This is a genomic window from Klebsiella sp. C360, from assembly GCF_048822415.1.
GTDB classification, from domain to species: Bacteria; Pseudomonadota; Gammaproteobacteria; order Enterobacterales; family Enterobacteriaceae; genus Klebsiella; species Klebsiella quasipneumoniae.
On the sequence record NZ_JBMEZZ010000010.1, the window covers coordinates 64,170 to 79,693 of the forward strand.

Annotated in this window: 14 protein-coding genes; 2 read left to right on the top strand and 12 right to left on the bottom strand. The window is 55.1% G+C overall.

Features of this window, described 5'->3' with window-relative positions; translation table 11 throughout:
• Positions 1 to 24: 24 nt before the first annotated feature.
• The 7 genes from ACOI7D_RS21660 to ACOI7D_RS21690 form a co-directional block, all read right to left on the bottom strand.
• Complete coding sequence (locus ACOI7D_RS21660; RefSeq protein WP_109546742.1) at positions 25 to 1,122, bottom strand: type 1 fimbrial protein; 1,098 nt, start codon at positions 1,120 to 1,122, stop codon at positions 25 to 27.
• 20 nt (positions 1,123 to 1,142) lie between these two features.
• Positions 1,143 to 1,694 carry a fimbrial protein gene (locus tag ACOI7D_RS21665; RefSeq protein WP_044525147.1) on the bottom strand — a complete coding sequence of 184 codons (552 nt, stop codon included), beginning with the start codon at positions 1,692 to 1,694 and terminating at the stop codon, positions 1,143 to 1,145.
• Between the two features lie 35 nt (positions 1,695 to 1,729).
• Positions 1,730 to 4,321, bottom strand: coding sequence for a fimbria/pilus outer membrane usher protein (locus ACOI7D_RS21670; protein ID WP_109546743.1), 2,592 nt, complete (start codon positions 4,319 to 4,321; stop codon positions 1,730 to 1,732).
• Complete coding sequence (locus tag ACOI7D_RS21675) at positions 4,275 to 4,964, bottom strand: fimbrial assembly chaperone (RefSeq protein WP_087826871.1); 690 nt, start codon at positions 4,962 to 4,964, stop codon at positions 4,275 to 4,277. Before ACOI7D_RS21675 ends, ACOI7D_RS21670 begins: the two co-directional genes overlap by 47 nt.
• A 59-nt stretch (positions 4,965 to 5,023) precedes the next feature.
• On the bottom strand, positions 5,024 to 5,581 hold the full coding sequence (locus ACOI7D_RS21680) for a fimbrial protein (protein ID WP_072096590.1): 558 nt from the start codon (positions 5,579 to 5,581) through the stop codon (positions 5,024 to 5,026).
• A 509-nt stretch (positions 5,582 to 6,090) separates the two neighbouring features.
• A complete protein-coding gene (locus tag ACOI7D_RS21685) occupies positions 6,091 to 6,780 on the bottom strand; it encodes an LrgB family protein (RefSeq protein WP_109546744.1) in 690 nt (229 codons plus the stop codon).
• Positions 6,777 to 7,184, bottom strand: coding sequence for a CidA/LrgA family protein (locus ACOI7D_RS21690; protein ID WP_004206336.1), 408 nt, complete (start codon positions 7,182 to 7,184; stop codon positions 6,777 to 6,779). Before ACOI7D_RS21690 ends, ACOI7D_RS21685 begins: the two co-directional genes overlap by 4 nt.
• Before the next feature lie 104 nt (positions 7,185 to 7,288).
• Between ACOI7D_RS21690 and ACOI7D_RS21695 the strand changes: the two genes are divergently transcribed.
• Positions 7,289 to 8,170, top strand: coding sequence for a LysR family transcriptional regulator (locus ACOI7D_RS21695; RefSeq protein WP_109546745.1), 882 nt, complete (start codon positions 7,289 to 7,291; stop codon positions 8,168 to 8,170).
• A gap of 135 nt (positions 8,171 to 8,305) precedes the next feature.
• Here ACOI7D_RS21695 and ACOI7D_RS21700 read toward each other — a convergent pair whose 3' ends face one another.
• The 4 genes from ACOI7D_RS21700 to soxR form a co-directional block, all read right to left on the bottom strand.
• Entirely contained in the window at positions 8,306 to 9,952 is a 1,647-nt protein-coding gene (locus ACOI7D_RS21700; protein WP_004206334.1) for a Na+/H+ antiporter, read from the bottom strand.
• Between the two features lie 147 nt (positions 9,953 to 10,099).
• Positions 10,100 to 11,449, bottom strand: coding sequence for an NCS2 family permease (locus ACOI7D_RS21705; RefSeq protein WP_004206333.1), 1,350 nt, complete (start codon positions 11,447 to 11,449; stop codon positions 10,100 to 10,102).
• 390 nt (positions 11,450 to 11,839) lie between these two features.
• A complete protein-coding gene (locus tag ACOI7D_RS21710; RefSeq protein ID WP_023291647.1) occupies positions 11,840 to 12,508 on the bottom strand; it encodes a glutathione S-transferase family protein in 669 nt (222 codons plus the stop codon).
• Between the two features lie 259 nt (positions 12,509 to 12,767).
• Positions 12,768 to 13,226: a redox-sensitive transcriptional activator SoxR gene (gene soxR, locus ACOI7D_RS21715; RefSeq protein WP_004206331.1), complete on the bottom strand. Its 459-nt coding sequence runs from the start codon at positions 13,224 to 13,226 to the stop codon at positions 12,768 to 12,770.
• An 84-nt stretch (positions 13,227 to 13,310) separates the two neighbouring features.
• Between soxR and soxS the strand changes: the two genes are divergently transcribed.
• Positions 13,311 to 13,640, top strand: a complete 330-nt coding sequence (soxS, locus tag ACOI7D_RS21720; RefSeq protein ID WP_004206330.1) for a superoxide response transcriptional regulator SoxS — start codon at positions 13,311 to 13,313, stop codon at positions 13,638 to 13,640.
• Here soxS and ACOI7D_RS21725 read toward each other — a convergent pair.
• The gene (locus tag ACOI7D_RS21725) at positions 13,625 to 15,229 is read right to left on the bottom strand and encodes an EAL domain-containing protein (RefSeq protein WP_023291645.1); all 1,605 of its coding nucleotides are present in this window, start codon (positions 15,227 to 15,229) and stop codon (positions 13,625 to 13,627) included. The genes soxS and ACOI7D_RS21725 overlap by 16 nt on opposite strands.
• Positions 15,230 to 15,524 lie beyond the last annotated feature (295 nt).

Sequence of the window (15,524 nt, forward strand, 5' to 3'; positions counted from 1 at the left end):
GGGAAGGGGCTTATTCTGCCCCTGTCAGTTGTAGGTGAAGGTGATCACCCCTGCTGCGTTTGCTGAACCTGCTGTCACTATACTTCCCGTCTTATAATAGTTTGTGGAAAAAGCGAGCGACTGCTGAGCGGCTGCCCCGCCAGGACTGTCGGGATGGGTGAAATAGCTATAGCTGGCATCTGCGCCGTCGTTCGTTACCGTCGTACGGCTCGAGGTATAGAGGCTAATGTCGGTATTCAATGGCAGCGCTTCGCCATCCAGATTCAACTGGACCCCCACCCCGGTGGCAACATTCTCTTCTGCCGTTAAGGCCATTACGGTGTTATCAGGATTATCCCCACTCGCTTGCGCCGCCACCACCCGCATCGAAACATTGGTTCCCGGCTCGCAAAAGAGATTCATGGACTGCCGCGCTGATCCTACCTTCGTCGCGCTATTAAACTCGCCAGTATTGATGCTGCCCATGGCAAAACTAAGATTATTGCTACTGACATCGCACCCCATCGGGATCATCTGGATGCTGGTGGTTCCGCTGATATGCAGTTGGGAAATCGCTACCGATCCTGACTTATCCTTTGCCGATACCGTCGCCACCGGGTCGTTAAAGGATAATGTACTATTGCTGGCAATCGCGCCGCCAGTCGCTACCAGCTGCAGCTGATACGCCGGGGTGTAATGTGTGGAAGCGTAGTAATCTAAAAAGCCATTAGGCTCACCGAGTTTAAAGTTGGCATCGCCGATATAATGCACCTGCGAGTCGGGAGTGAAATCATTTGTATCGTTCTCATATTCACCACTGATATTAAGCCACACTTTAACGCGTATCCCGATCCCCTGCACCGAGGTGGTATAGATGTTATCGCCGACCAACGCCCCGGCATTGCTCGAAGACCAGGCAAACACCGCGTAAATTTGCCCCTGGCAATTGAGCATAAACGTTTGCGCGTGATTCATTTTCCCGGAATCGTACAGCACCGTACCCGCGGTATAATTTCCGGCGTTGATCAGTATTTTTTCCGGCAGGTTAGTCATCGAGATATCGCCATAATTTTTCCCCTCACATAACGCCCAGCTGTAGGAGGGGATCAGCACCACAATGAAAAATAAAATAAGCTTTTTCATAAACTTCCCTGTCGAAATCATTATTTATAAGCCACATCAAACGTGGCGGTAAAACCGACAATGCCGGGACTCACCTGGCCATAAGGTGAGTACATCCGTGCCGCCATGGTGAACGTGTGGATGTCCGCTTCGCTATCAAAGGTGAAGAGATACTGGTTACCGGGGCCCAGCGGCTGCTGGTCGGCCATGCTGAGCAGTTGCAAACCAATGCCGCTGGCCCCGCTATTGCCTGTCATATAGCTTTTATAGATCGATGTATGGGCTTCATCGAAACCAGCCCCACTGAATGTGATCGTCACTGCCGACGCATAGGCGGAACAGTTGGAAAAGAGCAGCTTAACCGGCACGCTGGCGCTGCTCGATCCCGCTTTTCCGGAGAACGTCTGATAGGGAACGGTGCCCAAATCAATACGATTCGACGGCTCCACAGCCACCTCACAGGAGGGCGCTTCGATCGTGCCCGTAACCTTAAAATTGACCGTGCTGTTGCTCTCGTAAGCCAACCCGGGAGCGGAGAGCAGTAAAAGGCTAGCCAGTACACAGCCCCCTGCTCCGCAGTCTTTAATGCTCATATCAGCCCTTTTTTCCTGTTGCGAACGTGCGGCCATTATCGGCAGATGGCCTGATAAAACTGAATATTGTCGCTCAGCGTGGTGCTGGAGAAATCATAATGAGCGGTGCACTGCTCACTGCTTTTGTCCCCCCAGCGTGCTAGCAGCTGGCCTTTTTTCTGCAAACCCGTCAGGTAAACCTGCCCCTCATCGCCAACGATATTGCTGCGCGAGACGCTGGTGTTAGGCCGGGCGTTATCGAGGGTCACCAGCGCGCCGAAGGGCACCACCCCGCTGCGGGTGCGCAGTGTGAGCATCGCCTTATAGCCAATTCGCGTGTCATACTGCACTTTGACGATCGCGTTGCGCGTCGGTACCACCGTTCTGGCAACGTTATCCACTTCAGCGCCGGGGATTTCCTGTTCATCCAGCGCCAGGCTATTACGATGGTACGGACGGACGTAGGGCACCACGGCATATCCGGTGGCATCCGTCGTCACGTTTGTCTGGCCGCGCACCGTCACATCGCTGACGCCGGGGGTCTCGACCAGCGCCGAACTCTCCCCCAGAAAGCGTGACAGCGTGAGCCCCCCTGAATGGGCGACCATGCCGCCGCGCAGCGAATAGTTGTAGTGATTGCTGTAGCGGTCGTAGCCATAGCCGCCCGCCACGTCGCCTTTTGCCCCCTGGTAGTTGACGCTGAGGTTGCCGGAAGTGCTCTTATCCTGGGTGTTGTACCCTTCCAGCACGCTCCAGTTCAGGGAGCGATCCTCGAACGCCGAGCCGTTAAGTCCCACGCTGTGCGTGGTGTCGTTATGGCGGCCATGGTTCATGGTGTAATTCGCGGAGAGTGAGTCTCCCAGCGGAATGCTTAACGTCAGGGAGACGACCGTATCGCTGGCCGGCCGGTTATGACCGCTGTCATCGGTGTTCTGCACGTTGCGGTTATAGGAATAGTTAATAAAGTAGGAGGCTTTGCCGATTGCTCCGCTATAGCCCACCCCGACCGACGCCATGCGCGAGTTGTCCCAGTAGGTTTCATTGATCAGCGACAGCGAAAGTGAGCCATAGCCAAACAGCGTCTGTGACACCGAGGCGTCAAAACGGCCTTTCGTTCTGCCGTTGCTGGTACAGCAGTCATACTGAGTGGAAGCGTTATCGATAAAATCCTGAAACGAATAGTATCCCGCGGTGGAGTAGCGATAACCGGCCACGGAAAAGTTGGTCCCGGTCTGGAGAAAACTTTTGCTAAAGCGGACGCGATAAGATTGCCCCTGTTCTTTACTGGTCGATGTGGCCGCGGCGTTGGCGTTGACATCAGCCCATGACTGAGAACCATCAAATGAGAGGGCGCCGATAGTCCCAAGATTAAAACCGGCGCCTAACAGCAAGTTGGTGTATTTATCTTCCGCCTGCTGAAAGCCGCTATAAAGAGTAACGTTGCTGGTCACGCCATAAACCAGAGAGGACTGAATAAAGTTATATTCTTTATCGTCGGAGCTACCTGAGCGCGTTCTGCCACTGCTCAGCGCATAGTCCAGCTGGCCCTCGCGCTGCAGGATCGCCAGCGAGGCGAATGGCACCACAAAGTTTTGCTCGCTGCCGTCAGACTCTTTAATGCTGACGTACAGATCGCCGGCGCTGCCGGTGGCGTAAAGATCTTTTATTTCAAAGGCGCCGGGTGCAACGGTGGTTTTATAAATGCTATAGCCATTCTGATAGACCGAGACCTCAGCGGTGGTACGCGCAATACCCTTGATCGTCGGCGCAAACCCGTGAAGGCTATCCGGCAGCATCTCTTTATCTGAGCTGAGCTGTAGGCCGGTAAAGCTCATGCTGTCGAAGATGCCGGACGACGTATAGGTATTGCCCACCACCAGTTGACTGCGCAGGGTTTGGATATCGCGGGTGATATAGGAGTATACCGACTCCCAGCGACTGCTATTGTCGCTGTGGCTATAGGTGCTGTAGTTGCGCAGGCGCCACGGCCCCAGGTTCACGCCAGGCTGCAGGCTGATAAACTGGCTGTCGATAGTCGCGCCGTTATGTCGCGGGGTATTGCGCTGACCGGAAATGCTGTAGTTGAGAATACCGGCGTTAATCCCCTGCTGCCACTGGCTCTCCGGCACATAGTCCCTGGGGCGGTTCAGCATGGCGGCTTGTGGGACGGTAAAATCTATCCGCTGTTGGGCAAGTGAAACCGTAAACGTCACGCCCGGGATCGCCGACAGCTGAGCACAGGTGTCTCCTGCCTCGAACAGCTTCGGATAGGCGGCGGTATTGATGAGCCATGAATGAAGAAACTCCGTAGAAAGACAGGGAGTTACCGTTGCGTTTGCACCAGCGTCAGGGTTATTTACCTGAAACAGGAGCGATTCAGAACCGACATACTTATCATTGATGAAAACATCCAGGTAATAAGTACCCGGCGGTACGCCATCTTGCGAAAAATAAGACAAATCAACTGAAGTCGCACTATTAGCGGTGACTTCGAGTAGGTTTGGGTTGAAATATTCGCCGGCCTCAGCGCAAGTAGGTAGGGTACTCAGGCACAGAAAAATAGCGACGCAGAGACTTTTAGTTGGAAATAGCGGCTCAATGCTACTGAATAAGAGCGGTATATTTCTTCCCTGACATACCATAATCATTAATCACGCTCCATGTGATTTCTTTTTTTCCTGCCGAGGACAGGTTACTCCTGACGGGTATTTTTAAAGTCGAAAACGGGGCTGCAAACCATGCACCAGAAATATTTTTACCGTTAACACTAACCTGCGAGAAATTCATATACACTGGTGAACTATTTTTTACCGTTAGGGACGTCCCTTCTTTACCCCATTGTAATTTGTCGGCATAGCTTTCTGGTGTATTACCTTTTAACGCGGCAGGCCGGTAAATTAATTTTATTTTCGAGTTGATAGCAAACTGCACGACATTTTTATCAGGAATATATTCCGTCGCCGGGATCCCTTTAATATTTAGCCAAAACATGGATTCGCGGTCGTCTGGTAACATCTTTCCTGAACGGACAATACGCACAAATCCTTTTTCTCTGGCTTTAAGACGAAATAGCGGTGGTGTAATAATAAATGCATCTTTTGCTGGTGAAGCAGCATCAACCACAGAGAGCCAGGACTGCACGATATTGCTGTTCTGATCTTTATTCTCAACGCTAATAACGGCGTTATTCTTCGTACCATCAAAGACTAGGCGCGTACCGCCAACCACCACGCTGGCTTGCGCGATAGAGGACGACAGCACTAAACCAACCACAAAAAAAGGATATCTCATACGCTTAAATAAGGGGAATAACAGACGATCCCCCTTTCTCCCTTCAATAAAATGCAGAATTAATGATAGGTCACGTTATAAGTTACCGTTGTCTGAACGGCACCCTTTGTCGGTTCACCAGAGCCCGATTTCACCATCTTAACGGTGAACGGAATCGTTGCGGCACCGGAAGAGATATCGACATCGGAACCTTCTTCGTTATTTTTCATCAGGCTACCGGCTTCGTCATACAGCGCCACAGCGACGCCCGTTGCTGCGTCTTCCGTAGCCTGGTTTTTAAAGTAATCGCTATTCGCGGTATCGGAAACCCCGCCGAAAGTCACGCGGGCGGAGTTATTTCCCCCCTCTTCCACCGTCGGGCAATCCGCTAAGCTAAAGGAAAAGTTTTTGGCTGCGCCGAAGGTATACGCTTTCAGGTCCGCCACCGAGGTGGTACCCATATCAATGGCAGTCACACCGCCATCGATGGTCGCCGTACAGGTAGTATCTGAAACAATGCCATTAAAGGTAATGGTGTTATCAGCCTGGGCAACGGTAGACAGCGCGCTGCAGGCAGAGAAAATCAGGGCACCTGCCAGAAATTTTTTACTCATCTTCATATTTATTCCCATATCCATTATAAACGACAATCAGTCCGTCAATTGCTTTATGCAGCGATATTAGAGAATGAAATTCAATCAGCGCGGCGTCATGCCGGCATTTACATGCTATCGGCTTGATGACAGGCACTATTATGCAGAAATAAACGACCCACTATGAATCCATTCAATAATACAAGCTCGCGTAAAAAGAATAACTAACACAAGGTAAAAATTCAATTATCAACAGATATGCTATTTTTTAAACAACGCGTATTAAAAGATTAGCGGCGCGACATAAAAAACCTTAAAAATCACTTGGATAAGCAGTTATATAATTCGTGAAAATAATAAAAACACTGAATTATATTTAGATTGCAATTAAATAATCGACGCCATTGAAATATTTTCTTACAAATTCAGGAGAAACATAAGAATCGACTTAATCTTTTATGATGAGTAATAACGGGTATAAACAAAAACAGGGGAAAATAGTCCATAACTATTCCCCCCCTCAATATTTCATAATATCCGGTTACGGGACCATGTTAAAACAGCAGCCAGCGCACGACCGGCGCAGCCAGCACGACGACCACCCCTGAGAGCATCATCACCAGGCTTGCCACTACGCCCTCCTGCTGGCCCAGCTCATAGGAGCGCGCGGTTCCGGCACCGTGGGAGGCCGCCCCGAACCCGGCCCCTTTCGCCATCCCTTCCCGGATAGCAAGCCGTAAAAACAGCATGTCCCCCACCGCCATACCAAAGACGCCGGTGATCACCACAAACAGCGCCACCAGATCGGGTTGACCGCCGAGCGGTTTCGCCGCCGCCAGGGCAAAAGGCGTGGTCACCGAACGCACCGCCAGGCTACGCTGTATTTCGTCAGACAACATCAATCCGCGCGCCAGCCACACGGAACTGGTCACCGCTACCACCACCGCCGTCACCACCCCTGCGCTGAGAGACATCCAGTGGCGTTTGATCACCGCGATATTTTCATAGACCGGGACGGCAAAGGCGATGGTCGCCGGGCCCAGCAGCCAGAGCAGCCAGTGGGTCTCTCCCATATAGCTCTGATAAGAGATATGGCCTGCCACCAGGATCAGCACCAGCAGGATCGGCGTAAATACCAGCGGCATCAACGGCAGTTTATGAAAACGGCGATACAGTTTTTTATTAGCGTAATAGAGGCACAGCGTCGCCGCCAGACACAGGATGCTTAGCGTGGCATCGCTCATTTTTTTATCCTGTTCACTTCGTAACGATAAACCTTGTCAACGACCCAGGCCGTAGCGCCGAGCACCATCAGCGTGCTTAACGCAATGACCAGGAAAATACGCCATCCGTCGACCATCAACAGCTGGGCATAATTGACCACCGCCACCACCGCCGGGACGAAAAACAGCAGCATCTCCGCCAACAGCCAGCGGGCGCCGGCGCGAACCCAGTTGAGGGGGATCACCCGGCAAACGATCATCAACAGGAGCATCACCATGCCCACTAAGTTGGCCGGCAAGGGTACCTGCCACCTGTTCACCAGATATTGTGCGAAGATGAATAACCCGACGTAGAGCAGCACCTGTATCGGGATCTGAAGTCGCTGCGCCACAGCAGGGGCAACGCGAGCTGGCGCGAAGGCCATGAGCGATAGTCCTGAAAAAAGAAGTCAGGCATGCAGTATAGAGAGCCGCCGACGCGGACAGAAATGAATTAAAATCATCGCAGGTATAGTCTCAGGGAATAATTATGGATATCCGAACGCTGCGCTATTTCGTTGAAGTGGTTCGTCAGCAGAGTTTTACTCGCGCGGCGGAAAAGCTGTTTGTCACACAGCCCACCATCAGCAAGATGCTCAAAAATCTCGAAGATGAACTGAACTGCACGCTGTTGATCCGCGACGGCCGCAAACTGCTGCTTACCGATACCGGGCGCGTGGTTTTTGAACGCGGCCAGGCGATCCTCGGCGAGTTCACCCAGCTGGAGTCAGAGCTGAGCGATATCAATCACCTGCATAAGGGGGTGCTGCGTCTTGGCATTCCGCCGATGGTCGGGATGCTGATGGCGGAGCCGATCAGCCGTTTCCGCCAGCGCTACCCGGGCGTCGAGCTGAAAATCGCCGAGTTTGGCGGCCTGACGGTCCAGCAGGCGGTCAGCAATGGCGAACTTGATATGGCGATGACCGCCCTGCCGATCGAAGAGGGCAGCAGCCTCACCACCCTGCCGTTGTTCAACCACCCGCTGTGCGTCCTGACGCCCAGGACCGCGGCGTGGGAAGGCAAAACGTCGCTCTCGCCGGCGGAGCTGGCGGCGCATCCGCTGGTTATCTACAACGAGGAATTTGCCCTCAGCCAGCAGCTGATGCGCCTGTTTAGCGAGCACGACGTGAAGCCGCGGATCGCTGTGCGCAGCGGCCAGTGGGATTTTCTCGCCGCCATGGTGCAGGCCGGCATTGGCGTGGCGATCCTGCCGGAGCCGATTTGCCAGCGTCTCGACCCGCAGAACTTTTGCTGGATCCCATTGCAAAGCGAGCTGCGCTGGGAGCTGGGGATGATTTGGCGGGAAGGCGTGTATATGTCGCGCAGCGCTGAGGCCTGGCTGGCGTGCAGTAAAGCGTTCTGGCTGGAATAACGCCTGGCGGCGCCAGGCTGGTGCGCATCGGGTGGATACCGCGGAGGTTGTCGGCCCGGTAAGGCGTCAGCTGCCCGCGGGCACACTTGCGTTACGAGAGATCACCCGGCGGCGCTACGCCACCGGGTCTGACGATCACTGATCTTCGATCAACAGCGCTTCCAGCAGGTCGAGGTCGTGCAGCAGCTTCTGCAGCGTCTCGTTACTGATCTGCCGGGTGGCACGCAGATGGTACAGCTCACCGCGCTCAGAGCGCAGCGCCGCCAGGCGGAAGCGCCGCTCCAGGCTCTCTTCGAGCATCGAGGTTTCCACATCGTTACGACCATCGGCGCGGCGGCGCAGGTTACCGATCACCCGCGAACTGACTTCGGTCAGCAGCTGGTTATCGATATTCTCTTTGGTATCCGCCGCCAGCCGCTCTTCCATCTTCTGGATCGCCACAATCGCCACGTCCGCCGTCGCCGCGCGCGCCAGACGCTCCTCTTTCCGCTGCTGCACATTATCGCTCGATTCAATGTGACGCAGCAGGATCGGCAGCGCAATCACCCCAACGAACAACGAGAACAGGATCACCCCGGCGGCGAGGAAAATCAGCTCATAGCGCGCCGGAAAGACATTCCCGTCCGGCAGCAACAGCGGAATAGAGAGCACACCGGCGAGGGTAATCGCCCCGCGCACCCCGGCAACGGAGGAGATCAGCAGCTCGCGCGTGGTCCAGGAGCCAAACTCCATCGGTTTCTTCTTCAGGAAGCGCTGGCTAAGCTTACGCATCGACCACAGCCAGCCAAAACGCACCAGCATCAGCGCGGCATAGATCAGGATGATGTCGGTAAACAGCATCCAGGTCTCGACATTAGGGTCGGCTTCCGCCGCCACCAGCGAGCTGGAGAGGATATCCGGCAGCTGCAGGCCCAACAGCAGAAACACCATGCCGTTAAAGACAAACTCCAGCATCGCCCAGGTGCTGTTGGCGCGCAGGCGCATCGCCAGCGGCGCGGTACGCATCACGCCGGAACGGGTGATGGTCATCCCTGCCGCCACCGCCGCCAGAATGCCGGAGACGCCGATATGTTCGGCAATCAGATAGGAGGCAAACGGCAGCAGGAACAGCAGGACGATCTGCGTGGCGGGCTCGTCACCGCCCCAGCGGCTGAGGAAGCGCATCGAGCGGCCATACGACCAGCTCACCACAAACCCGGCCAGCACGCCGCCAATCGCCACTTTCAGAAACTCGACGGTGGCGCCGCCGACGGTAAAGACCATGGTGCCCATCGCCACCGCGACGGCAAACTTGAGCGAGACCAGGCCGGAGGCGTCGTTCATCAGCGCCTCACCCTGCAAAATGCCCATGATTTTTTTCGGTATCCGCCCTTCCCCGACGATACCCGAAAGCGCCACGGCATCGGTCGGCGACAGCACGGCCGCCAGCGCGAACGCCGGGATCAGCGGAATGCCCGGCACAATCCAGTAGATCAGAAAGCCGATGCCGACCACCGTCACGACCACCAGCGCCAGCGCCAGGCCGAGGATCTCGCGACCGTGCTCAATGAATTCGCGAGTCGGCGTTTTCCAGCCGTCGGCGAACAGCAGCGGCGGGATAAACAGGACCAGAAACAGCTCTGGATCAAATTCAACATGCAAACCAAAGGTCGGCCACGCCAGAAGCGCGCCAATGGCGATTTGCATTAGTGGGAGTGGAACCTGAAAGGGCAGTACGCGCGTCACTACCCCGGAGAGTGAGACCACAAGGGTCATGATGAGGATGGTAAAGAATATTTCCATGTGTTCCCTGTTTGCTGCGTTTTCTTTTATACCTGTGAGGCGTCTTGCCTTTGAATCATACGCTACCCAGATTAACGCAAATGGAAACAGGATGTGGCTTAAAAATAAAACGGGCGGCCTGAGCCGCCCGTGAGGAGCACAAAGGGTTTAAATCGCCCACCCGCCGGCGTAGAACACCACCAGCGCCACCGCGATAATCACCGTGCCGAGGTTCAGCTTACGCCACTCGCCGGAGACCAGGCGGCCGATCACCAGGGTCGCGAAACCGATCATGATGCCGGTCACGATGTTGCAGGTCAGCACGATAAACACCGCGGTGATCAGGCCAGCCATGGCGTCAACGAAGTCATTGAAATCGATCTTCGCCACGTTGCTCAGCATCAGCAGGCCGACGTACATCAGCGCCGGCGCGGTCGCGTAGGCCGGCACCAGATAAGAGAGCGGAGAGAGGAACAGGATCAGCAGGAACAGGACCCCTACCGTCACCGCGGTCAGGCCGGTTTTACCGCCGGCTGCCGTACCCGCCGCCGATTCGATATACACCGCCGCCGGCGCCGCCCCGACTAAGCCAGAGAAGACGCTGCTCAGGGAGTCGGTGGTCAGCGCTTTACCGCCGTTGATGATCTGTCCGTCTTTGTCCAGCAGGTTCGCCTGACCGGCCACCGCGCGGATGGTGCCGGTGGCGTCAAAGACCGCCGTCATCACCAGGGCCAGTACGCTGGGCAGCACGACCGGATTCAGCGCGCCGACGATATCCAGACTGCCAATCAGCGAGTTGCCCTGGTCATCGCTCAGGGATGGCATGGCGAAAATCCCGGAGAAATGGACGTTAGGATCGAAAATCAGGCCGACAATCGACACGCCGATAATGGTCAGCAGAATACCGCCCGGTACCTTCATTTTTTCCAGACCGATGATCACCGCGAGGCCAATCAGCGACATCACCACCGGGAAGCTGTCAAAGTTCCCCAACGCCACCGGCAGACCGTCCAGCGGGTTTTTGATCACCAGGCCAACGCCATTGGCGGCAATCAGCAGCAGGAACAGACCGATCCCGATCCCGGTACCGTGGGCCACGCCCTGCGGCAGGTTGCGCAAGATCCAGCTGCGGATGCCGGTTGCCGAGATCACCGTAAACAGGACGCCCATCAGGAATACCGCGCCGAGCGCCACCGGAATACTGATGTGCTGCCCCAGCACCAGGCTGAAGGCGGTGAAAGCGGTCAACGAGATCGCGCAGCCGATGGCCATCGGCAGGTTTGCCCATAATCCCATCGCCAGCGAGCCAACGCCCGCCACCAGACAGGTAGAAACAAACACCGCGGCCGGCGGGAAGCCCGCTTTTCCGAGCATGCCCGGCACCACGATGACGGAGTACACCATTGCCAGAAAGGTAGTAAGACCTGCAACAATCTCCTGACGCACGGTGCTACCGCGCGCCGAAATTTTAAACCAGGCGTCTAATGAACCGCCGGTACGCGCTGAAGGCGTAGACATAGAAAACTTCCCCTGAAAATTTTTATTGTTCGTTGATATGCGTGGTGGACCTTCCACTGCCAGTTAAACGCGATCTCCTTGTACCGAATCGCAGCGCCAGGGGGGCCGCAAAAAAGCAAACGTTTAACTCCGCGCATACACTACGGTGTGTCAACCTTATCAACTCCCCCCGGCTAGCAGAAAAAAGAGGGAGTAAAACAGAAAGGCAAACGATTATCCGGCCTTTAGATAACCCTTTTCAACCGATGTTTATCGTATTTCGCTAAATTTCGCTTATGACGAACAGAAAATAACCAGCTGATGCGCAAACGTTATCGTCCATGCGCAATCCGCTAACAATTTTTTAGTGAGTTGCTTTCATTTAGCCGCGTCATCGGATCCGCTGATACTTCAGGCGCCGGGTAAGGTGAAGGGGCCGCCGCGCTCGATAGCCCGCTGCCAGGCCGGGCGCTGCTCCACCCGCTGTCGCCAGGCCTCAATATGGCGAAGATCATGCATGCCGCCGCGGGCCAGCAGCGCCATCACCGGGAAGCTCATCTGGATATCGGCCATGCTCAGCCGATCGCCGGCAAACCATGGCCGCGTGGCAAGATGGTCGTCAATGAACCGCGCATGGGTGGCCAGCTGAGGATCGAGCCACGCTTTCTGGATACCTTTGCCCAGCAGCGAGCCCAGCGAGCGGACGCCAAAGGGCACCGGGGGTTTGCCGAGGCTGGCGAACACCAGCTTCATTAACAGCAGCGGCATCAGCGAGCCTTCGGCATAGTGCAGCCAGAAGCGGTACTGCAGTTTGTCATCCGCGCCCTGTGGCTTCAGCAGCCCATCGCTGTCCCAGCTCTCCTGCAAATACTCAAGGATCGCGCCGGACTCCGCCAGCACATAGCCGTTGTCTTCCAGCACTGGCGATTTCCCCAGCGGGTGGATTTTCTTCAATGCCGCTGGCGCCAGCATCGACTTTTCCCGCTGATAGCGGACTATCTGATAAGGCAGCTGTAGCTCCTCCAGCGCCCACAGTACGCGTTGCGATCGTGACTGATTAAGATGATGTACCGTCAGCATGGGCCTCTCCCGTGGTTTGTTCAAATTAACTATAGGAACAGGCGCTGATTGCCGGGAAAATTTCGGCAAAATAGTGAGGAAAAAACGGCGGCGGATGCCATAGTTAAAGTGTCGACGCAAACCGGAACCTCCATCAACAGATTGCGCAATATTGAGGGACGTCGACGTCGGGGGAAACCCTCTCGTGAACCAACGAGATAATGCGAAAGACCAAGACCGGAAAACAACTAAAGCGCCCAGTTGTGGCGCTTTAGTTTTATCACTCCTCCTCCAGCAGCCGGGCGCCGGTCCCCTCTTCCCCCAGTTTATCGCCCGGGTTGCGTAGCGGGCAGTCGCGCCGCGATAAACAGCCGCAGCCGATGCAGCCGTCGAGCTGGTCGCGCAGCGCCGTCAGGGTGTGGATACGCCGGTCCAGCTCCTCGCGCCACTGGGATGACAGCATTTTCCACTCTTTTGCGCTGAGATTGTGCCCTTCCGGCAGGACGCCAAACGCGTCGCCGATGGTGGCCAGCGGGATGCCGATACGTTGCGCAATTTTGATAATCGCCACCGCGCGCAGGACATCGCGCCGGTAGCGCCGCTGATTGCCGGCATTCCGCTGGCTGTGGATCAGCCCTTTACTCTCATAAAAATGGAGGGCCGAGACCGCCACGCCGGTTCGTTTTGCCACTTCCCCGGGCGTCAGCAGCATTTTGATGCGGGGTGATTTCTTTTCCATAAAGCGCTTTACCTCAAGTTAACTTGAGGAATTATACTCGCCCGCAGACAAAACGACGAATCGAGAATTGAGAGAGGCCGCTTTATGTCCCATCAGGATATTATTCAAACACTGATTGAATGGATTGATGAACATATCGATCAACCACTTAACATTGATGTAGTCGCCAAAAAGTCAGGATACTCGAAGTGGTACCTGCAGCGGATGTTCCGCACCGTGATGCATCAGACGCTGGGGGATTATATTCGTCAGCGCCGTCTGCTGCTGGCGGCGGAGGCGTTGCGAACCACCCAGCGGCCGATCTTTGATATCGCCATGGATCTGGGCTACGTCTCGCAGCAAACCTTCTCGCGAGTCTTCCGCCGGGAGTTCGACCGCACCCCCAGCGACTACCGCCATCAGATCTCCGCGTGACGCGACGGCTGAGGCACGTTCACAGGCGCGGGCGCATTGGCTAACCACTGCATAAACTCCCGCGCCGGCATCGCTTTCGCAAACAGCCAGCCCTGGCAATACTGCACGCCGCGCTTGTAGAGCCAGCTTACCTGCTCAGGCGTCTCCACGCCTTCCGCGATAGTCTTTAGACGCAACCCGCGCGCCATCTCGATGATGTGTTCGGCAATCAGGTGGCTGGTGTTGTTGGTGGTCAACGTATCAACGAAGGTTTTATCGATTTTAAGGATATCGACATTCAGGGCGTGCAGATTATGCAGATTCGAATAGCCGGTGCCGAAATCATCGATGGCAATTTCATAGCCCGCTTCGCGGAACGCCTGAATCACTGGCGTGGTCTTCGGTACGTCGATAAACCCCCGCTCGGTTACTTCGATTTTGATCTGCCCGATACAGACCGCATAGCTGCGCGCTTTCTCACTGATCTGTGAAATCAGCCGCGCCGAGTGGAAGTCCGACGCAGAGAGATTGATCGCCACGTACAGCTGCGGATGGCTGGCAAGAAACTCTCCCATTTCGTAAAACAGCTCATCCACCACGTAGTCCGTCACCTGGGCAATCATGCCTTCATTTTCCGCCAGCGGAATAAACTCCGCCGGGTTCATCACCGGACCGTCAAACCCTGGCCAGCGCAGCAGCGCTTCCGCCCCGACGCAGCGGTTATTTTTAATATCGATAATCGGCTGGTAGTGCAGGCGCAGCTGGCGGCAGCTCAGAGCCCGCTGCAGCATATTGCGCGGCGAGTGATACTGACGGCGGGTGCGCGACCACACCAGCACCAGTAAAATACTGCAGATGATCCCCAGCGGCAGCGTCAGGCTGGCCTGGTCACAAAAGTTGTGATAATAGCTGGCCCGCGAGGTGGACATAATGACGGCGATCGGCCGGATAGCGGAGCGGGCTATCGTATACACCCGGCCATTCTGATTAAAAAAGGTATCGCCTTCGCGAATTAACGCATGGAGCTCCGCGGGCTCGACATTGTTACTAACCGAGAAAAAGAGGTTGGTTTTGGTATCGAACACGCCATAGGCTAAATCGCGATCGCTGGCGATCACTGAGCTGAACGAGAAGGGATTGACCACCACCACATAGGGCCCCTTCTGCATATAATTCATGGCAAAGCCGGGATAAAACGGCGTGTCCCGGTAATAGTAAATCGCGACATCCGGCTTTTTGGTGTAATTGGCCGCCGGCATCCGCCAGCCGGTTTGCTGATGAACGGACGTTGAACAGATAAAGCGCTGGCCGTTAGCGTAGATCAGATCTTCCACATACAGCAGGCCGCGAACGATATGCAATAAATAACGCTGATGGTCTGCTGAGCACAGCTCCCCGCGATACTGGCTGGCTTTCGCCCGGGCCTGATCCGCTTCGCGGATGACCATTTCCGTTTTTTGCAGCGCCAGCTGCGAAAATGAGTGTAATTGATCAATGGTTTCGGCTTTTGCCCGCAGTTGGGCAAACCACAATGCCAGTACCACTGGCAATAAAATAACCAACCCCGTTCCGATGAGCCTTAGCGCCTTATGCGGCGTACTGTCACCCATTTACGCTTACATCCATGCGATATGCCTTAATTAAGGTAGCCCAAACACGTTAGCAATCGCGACTGCGATAGACATCAGCCGATTTCCGCCAGCCCTCACGGGCGTCAGCTTTACCACTGACAGGGAAGAATAATACTTATTTATCAGGTATTCGGAAGATATTCCGCCAAGATTAAGAATAGACGCGCTTCTGACTCGGTTTCTCCGTGTATTAAACAAGAACAAGTAATAAAACCCGCAGAATAATAATCATTAGCAAGAGAATGAAAATAAGATCATCGGAGGTTACTTACTA

Bases quoted from the DNA above. Each gene is read 5' to 3' on its own strand.
- ACOI7D_RS21660 (WP_109546742.1), bottom strand. From the start codon at position 1,122: ATGAAAAAGCTTATTTTATTTTTCATTGTGGTGCTGATCCCCTCCTAC.
- ACOI7D_RS21665 (WP_044525147.1), bottom strand. From the start codon at position 1,694: ATGAGCATTAAAGACTGCGGAGCAGGGGGCTGTGTACTGGCTAGCCTT.
- ACOI7D_RS21670 (WP_109546743.1), bottom strand. From the start codon at position 4,321: ATGATTATGGTATGTCAGGGAAGAAATATACCGCTCTTATTCAGTAGC.
- ACOI7D_RS21675 (WP_087826871.1), bottom strand. From the start codon at position 4,964: ATGAGATATCCTTTTTTTGTGGTTGGTTTAGTGCTGTCGTCCTCTATC.
- ACOI7D_RS21680 (WP_072096590.1), bottom strand. From the start codon at position 5,581: ATGGATATGGGAATAAATATGAAGATGAGTAAAAAATTTCTGGCAGGT.
- ACOI7D_RS21685 (WP_109546744.1), bottom strand. From the start codon at position 6,780: ATGAGCGATGCCACGCTAAGCATCCTGTGTCTGGCGGCGACGCTGTGC.
- ACOI7D_RS21690 (WP_004206336.1), bottom strand. From the start codon at position 7,184: ATGGCCTTCGCGCCAGCTCGCGTTGCCCCTGCTGTGGCGCAGCGACTT.
- ACOI7D_RS21695 (WP_109546745.1), top strand. From the start codon at position 7,289: ATGGATATCCGAACGCTGCGCTATTTCGTTGAAGTGGTTCGTCAGCAG.
- ACOI7D_RS21700 (WP_004206334.1), bottom strand. From the start codon at position 9,952: ATGGAAATATTCTTTACCATCCTCATCATGACCCTTGTGGTCTCACTC.
- ACOI7D_RS21705 (WP_004206333.1), bottom strand. From the start codon at position 11,449: ATGTCTACGCCTTCAGCGCGTACCGGCGGTTCATTAGACGCCTGGTTT.
- ACOI7D_RS21710 (WP_023291647.1), bottom strand. From the start codon at position 12,508: ATGCTGACGGTACATCATCTTAATCAGTCACGATCGCAACGCGTACTG.
- soxR (WP_004206331.1), bottom strand. From the start codon at position 13,226: ATGGAAAAGAAATCACCCCGCATCAAAATGCTGCTGACGCCCGGGGAA.
- soxS (WP_004206330.1), top strand. From the start codon at position 13,311: ATGTCCCATCAGGATATTATTCAAACACTGATTGAATGGATTGATGAA.
- ACOI7D_RS21725 (WP_023291645.1), bottom strand. From the start codon at position 15,229: ATGGGTGACAGTACGCCGCATAAGGCGCTAAGGCTCATCGGAACGGGG.